The sequence below is a fragment of the Vibrio sp. AND4 genome, from assembly GCF_000171815.1.
GTDB lineage: Bacteria > Pseudomonadota > Gammaproteobacteria > Enterobacterales > Vibrionaceae > Vibrio.
The window spans coordinates 1-5,724 of sequence record NZ_ABGR01000058.1 but is presented as its reverse complement, the minus strand read 5'-3'; the positions used below and the strand labels follow the sequence as shown (position 1 = coordinate 5,724).

General features: G+C 45.4%; 3 protein-coding genes. 2 read left to right on the top strand and 1 reads right to left on the bottom strand.

The annotated features are described in order from the left end of the window. Window positions 1–478: 478 nt before the first annotated feature. Window positions 479–1,786 (top strand): branched-chain amino acid transport system II carrier protein, encoded by a 1,308-nt coding sequence (gene brnQ / locus AND4_RS18220; protein WP_009844458.1) that lies wholly within the window; start codon window positions 479–481, stop codon window positions 1,784–1,786. A gap of 113 nt (window positions 1,787–1,899) precedes the next feature. Here brnQ and AND4_RS18215 read toward each other — a convergent pair whose 3' ends face one another. Beyond that, on the bottom strand, window positions 1,900–3,936 hold the full coding sequence (locus AND4_RS18215) for a PhoX family phosphatase (protein ID WP_009844457.1): 2,037 nt from the start codon (window positions 3,934–3,936) through the stop codon (window positions 1,900–1,902). Window positions 3,937–4,208: 272 nt separating this feature from the next. Here AND4_RS18215 and AND4_RS18210 point away from each other — a divergent pair, with 272 nt between their 5' ends. Next, window positions 4,209–4,547 (top strand): YggL family protein, encoded by a 339-nt coding sequence (locus AND4_RS18210; protein ID WP_009844456.1) that lies wholly within the window; start codon window positions 4,209–4,211, stop codon window positions 4,545–4,547. The last annotated feature ends 1,177 nt before the right edge of the window (window positions 4,548–5,724 follow it).

The window sequence follows — 5,724 nt, the reverse complement described above, 5'->3', positions numbered from 1 at the left end:
TCCACCTCGGCATGACAGTGTATCTCGGCTTTGCCAGCTTCAGTCCGCATGACGATAGATAGAAAAACGAAATACTGATCATGTTAACAGAATGAAAAATCATTTATTCTAAGTTTGAGCTTTAATACCAGTTCAATCCACCATTTAATAAACAAATATTGACCACATCAACTTATTTCCTACTTCGGGCTTGTGCTAATAGCCTAGTGTTCGTTAGGGTAACTCACCACCAAGGCAAACGTATTCCTTGGTTTTTTGTCATTAAGGATCATCCATGTCAGCAACGGCTCAACCTATATGCGCTTTAAAACGCCCATCTGGCGTCACTGCTGCGATCCTCCTGCTCTCTCTGAAACGGGTTCAGAGCTGACAGGTCATATGTAAACTTTCTGTCAGCTTGATAAGAAACTGACGGGAACACAACATACTCCTCCCATTCCTTTCAGTTTCTTCCAAGCGAAACGTAAAAGGAATAACAATGTTAAGCGCACGTAATATTGCCGCTTTGGGCTTCATGACTTTTGCCATGTACTTAGGCGCGGGCAACCTGATCTTCCCTCCATTTTTGGGTTACCAAGCAGGTGAAAACTTTCTGAGCGGGATGTCTGGCTTCCTCTTAACAGGTGTAGGCCTACCTGCATTGGCACTTGTAATGGTGGCTATTGTAAACGGTTCGGACAAACTAACCGCTGCCCTACCTAAATCTTTGGCAACCAGCTTTTGGGTGATGTTATTTATTGTAATAGGCCCAGCATTCGTGATTCCACGTGCTATTACCGTTGCTTACCAATTTAGCTTTGCACCAATGTTTGGCGATACCGCTTTAGTGCCTTTCACCATTGCTTTCTGTGTTATCAGCACCCTATTCGCTCTGTATCCCGGTAAATTGGTCGACAACCTAGGGAAGATCTTAACCCCTGCATTAATGGCTATCCTAGTTATTATGTCACTCACCGCTCTGGCTTACCCCGGCGGTGAGCTCACCACAGCCACTGGTCCATATGTATCTACCGCATTCGCAGAAGGCTTGACGCAAGGCTATATGACTATGGATGCGCTAGGCTCTATCGGCTTTGGTTGGATCATCTTCCGTGCAATTCGCAGCATGGGCGTCAACTGTCCGAAAGCAACGGCAAAATACACGCTAATTGCCGCTTTGATGTACGCTGCATCCATGGCTTTTGTATATATTTCATTAGCTTATATTGGATCAACGAGCTCATATTTGGGATCAGAGTTCAGCAATGGCGGCGACATCCTAACGGCGTTCACCTTCAACCACTTTGGAGCGTTTGGCTCACTTCTACTCGGCGCTGTCATGGTTTTAGCATGTTTGACTACAGCAATCGGCGTAACAACAGCAGGCAGTGAGTTCTATGACAACACTTTCAGCAAGTTGAACTACAAGGGCTGTGTTATTACGACAATGGTGTTAGCGGGCTTGATCGCCAACCTGGGCCTTGAGCAACTGCTTGCCATCACATTACCTGTGGTTGTGGTGCTGCACCCAGTGGCGATTGCACTAATGATCATGGCTCCAGTTCGCAATAAGCTGTCACAAATTATGGTGGTAATGACCGCATTGACTGCACTAGTGTTTGGTTGTGTGGACGCGCTTCACATCCTTGATTACATGCCAAAAGCAGCCAACCAGTGGTTGGATAATAGCATGCCGTTATACCACTACTTTGCCAGCTGGATTGTTCCAACGATCGTCATGGTGCTTATTGGCATAACATTTCGCTCGGCAAGAAAAAAGCAAACTGAATTGACCAGCCAAGCTTAAACAGGCACGGTGCCAGCGAAAACGGCTCTGTTGTATAGAGCCGTTTTTTGTTTCTAGCCTTGGCGATACTTGCTATTTAGTCGCATTTGCTACTTGGCTGTCTGACCGAGTCACTAAACACCAATTTCGCCGCCATCTTCACGACGAATGACCACCGTTGCAGCACGTGGACGCAGTGTCACTCCCGCTGGTGTTTCTTCCGCTGCGTTGTCGCTGTATGGCCAATTGCCGGGATGCTGAATGTTGACGAACAAGGACTTGTAATCTGGACTGATGGTAAAGCCTGTCACCTCACAGCCGTTAGGACCAACAAAGAAGCGCTTCAGCTCAGCTTGGTTCTCTGCACCAATCACCTTCTGCGTACCATTTTCATCCGTCAGCTTCGAAGGTACAACCGCAAGCATTTGGTCATTAGTGTAAGACGTCACTTCATCTGCGCCGTTGTCCGTTTGAATCCATAGAATACCACGTGGATCAAACGCCAACCCGTCAGGGCTCGCAAATTGGTTTAGTTCTGTCAAGCCAGAGCGGTTGGTATCCATATCGCCGTTCGCTGGAGCGCCAAAAACGAAGATGTCCCAAGCAAAGTCCGTTGCCGCTTCGCCTTCATCCCAGCGAATAACATGACCAAATTTGTTGTTCAGACGCGGATTAGCAGGGTTGGTCTCCTCAGTACGCTTGGTGTTGTTCGTTAGCGTTAAATAAACCGAACCTGTAAACGGATCAACCGTACACCACTCTGGACGATCCATGGGTGTTGCGCCAACGAGATCCGCTGCTCCTGCTGTATTAAGGATAATTTCGGCTAAAGAATTGAAACTATCTGCCAATTTCCCCCCCGATACCGTGGTGCTGTCTAACGTCAGGGGTAACCAAGTACCTGAGCCATCCTCGTTGAAACGCGCTACATAAAGTGTACCTTCATCCATGTACTTATCACCCGTCGCTAAGCGGTTTGCTGGATTAGCATCTGCGGGTTCCCATGCTGCCGCTGACTCAAATTTGTATAGGTACTCAAAACGAGAGTCGTGCCCAGAGTAAAAGACCACTGGCTTACCTTCTTCAAGCTTACCGAAAGTGCAACCTTCATGACGGAAACGGCCCAGTGCCGTGCGCTTCTTCGCGCGTGAGTTTTGCGTGTAAGGGTCAATTTCAACGATGTACCCATGACCATTTGCTTCGTTACGGTAATCATCCAATGCACTCACGCCCGTTGGCTCAACATTGAATCGCGTAAACTCGTCCAAACGTTCTTCAGCGTCACCCGCCAACGTTTCCCAAAGGTAGCGAGTGCGTTCGTCATCCACACCAATACGATCTTGCTCTTCAGTACGAACGCCCGAGTTGACGAAGTAACCTGGCCAGTTTTCTTCACACGTTAGGTAGGTGCCCCAAGGGGTAAAGCCATTACCGCAGTTGTTAAGAGTGCCGCGTGCTTGGCTACCGTCTGGTGAAAAACGTGTTACGGTTAATTCTGTATTTGCCATCGGACCTGACAAATCCATCACCGTCGCGCCTGTATAACGGCGGTTTAGTGGATCAGTATCCACCAGCTTCCACACATTATTTTCTAGCTGAACACGAACCACTGATACCCCATGCGCATTAATTTCTTTACGAACTTCGTCAACGATAGTACGCACACCGCCCACAACGGTCGGACCGCTTGGATGCAATGCTGAAGTATCGATGTATTCATGGTTAATACACAATAGTCCATCAGTGTCGCTATTGTTTAGCGGAAAAAAGTGCATGCCGTCATGATGCATGCCAAGCGCATTGAGCTGATCAGCGCTCGTATTACTGCCATCCTCTTTCCAAGCCTTACCTTGCGCATTTAGAGGCGTGCCCCATGGAACCAGAACTTGTGCAACGTAGCCCTGCGGAATCGAAACTGCATCCGTCAACGAGCCCGGAATAGAGTCAAAATTCAATACTGCGCGAGAAATCTCAGAACCGTTACCAGCTGAGGTGCTAGAGCCAGAGCCATTACACCCAGATAGGCCAAATGCACCAAACGCGGTCATCGCACTGATACCTAGGCCACTTTTTAAAATACTACGTCGAGATAGGCTCGCTTCCAGTACTTCTTCAAAAGGCTTGTTATTGCTTTGATTGAAACGCGTCGCGTCGAAGGTTTCCTTGCTCATGGTATTGCTTTCCCAGTGTTTAGTTGATTTATAAGTTTGTAAATAATTAAGCGAGAGGAAGTTTGGAAGAGAAAAATGACAGAAATAGTCTTTCTTTATGAACTTTGCGTTTAGAAAATGTTATAAAGCCCTTATCTATCCTCTGTACTCCAGATTTTTCTTGGGCTAAGCCTGTTTTAGGGGTACAAAGTTTATAGCCACGTTGCCTCAAAACATGCACCTAAAAACGTGGGATCGCATCAGAGCATTTAAATCATCCACGAGAGATAATCATGAAATTAGATAAAATCGATAACAAAAATCGTCGTCTGCGTAAAAAACTATTCCTAGCTGAATTTGCTATCCTAGGTTTTGAGATCAGCTGTGAAACAGATATCAACGACTTCGATCGTTACGATACATTCGTTGATGAGTTTATCGACTACATTGATGGTCTAAACCTGTGCTTTGGCGGTGGCGGTCTAGAGCTGTTCGAAGGCTTCCTATGTTCAACAGAGCGTTACGAGAGCGCAACTGAAGAACAGAAAGCGCAAGTTTTGGCTTGGCTACAAGCTCGCCCTGAAGTAAGCAGCGCTAAAGCTGGTGAACTGGTTGACGCTAACTACCTGTAATTACTGAGTCATTCTATAATACAGAGTTGAGAAAGTAATAGAGAGAGCTGGTCTTCGGACTGGCTTTTTTGCGTTTAAGTCCAATGCGTTTTTAAAGTGCCGGGAACTTAAAAAGCGGATAATTTGGAAGCTGAGGGCTTTCTCTCTTGTGAAGTACTGGGATTTGGGAAACTTAAGGTTTCAGGAAACTTCGATATTTTAGAGAGTTAGGTGTGCCAGATAATTTTAGAGCTGGCACGTTATGGAAGGCAGTTCCTCCATTGCCAGCTCAGTGTCACGAGTGTGGTTAACTATGCTTTTTTGTTAGCGTCAGTTTTTGTGTCTTTCCAGTATTGGATACGTACACGATGCAACTGTGCTCTTCTCATCTTTTTCATAGCGATCTCCCTTATCTTTAATAGGTAGCGCTCGTCATGAGCTTATTGTCTAAGGTTTACTCCCTCAATTTAATGGGGAATGGATAAATTTTCATCATTACCTCAAAACACGTTAGGCGAAGTCGGTGTTTGAACCGCTCAACTGTGCTTTATCTTATTGCAAGAAGTAACTTATCCACTGAATATGACAGATTAATGGCAATCAAGTTCCCTATTCCTTCTGTCATTGAATCTTAATAGTGATTTTACAACAACCAGCAACTAAAAAGTCGCTTCGGCCTCTTACCGCGACAATCCAATTTGTGATCTTTAGCAAGCTTTGTAACTGGGTAAAAAACACTTTAATTAGTATATTTGCTCACCACCTTGTGCGAGATCTCTTACATAAAATGTGAGCAAAATGACCATTTCTTACCAGAAAAATAAGAAGATAAGTACCTAAGAACATGAAAAGTAGAAACTTTAATTTATTTAGCAATATTCGACATGAAAGTTTTTTTACCTAGCCAATTGAGAGTACTCAGAAAAACAACAATACTTCTCGTGTCGACAGGATGTTGGCGGGAACAGGAAAAACCTAAAGGATTGGGTATCTTCAGGATGAAGATTTGGTAGCTTAGGATGAGTTATCAGCAAGGATGTCGTTAAACTCTAGGAAGAGTTCGCCCGTCAGGACGATAGGCAAGAATGGACACCGCTAGGAAGGCGATGAACAGGGAACTCGGTTAAAGGATTTAGCCACAATCAAGGATAGATGCAGGGAGCACTATTAGTAGCTGGATTGCTGCGAAAAAGAATAA

Bases quoted from the DNA above. Each gene is read 5' to 3' on its own strand.
- brnQ (WP_009844458.1), top strand. From the start codon at position 479: ATGTTAAGCGCACGTAATATTGCCGCTTTGGGCTTCATGACTTTTGCC.
- AND4_RS18215 (WP_009844457.1), bottom strand. From the start codon at position 3,936: ATGAGCAAGGAAACCTTCGACGCGACGCGTTTCAATCAAAGCAATAAC.
- AND4_RS18210 (WP_009844456.1), top strand. From the start codon at position 4,209: ATGAAATTAGATAAAATCGATAACAAAAATCGTCGTCTGCGTAAAAAA.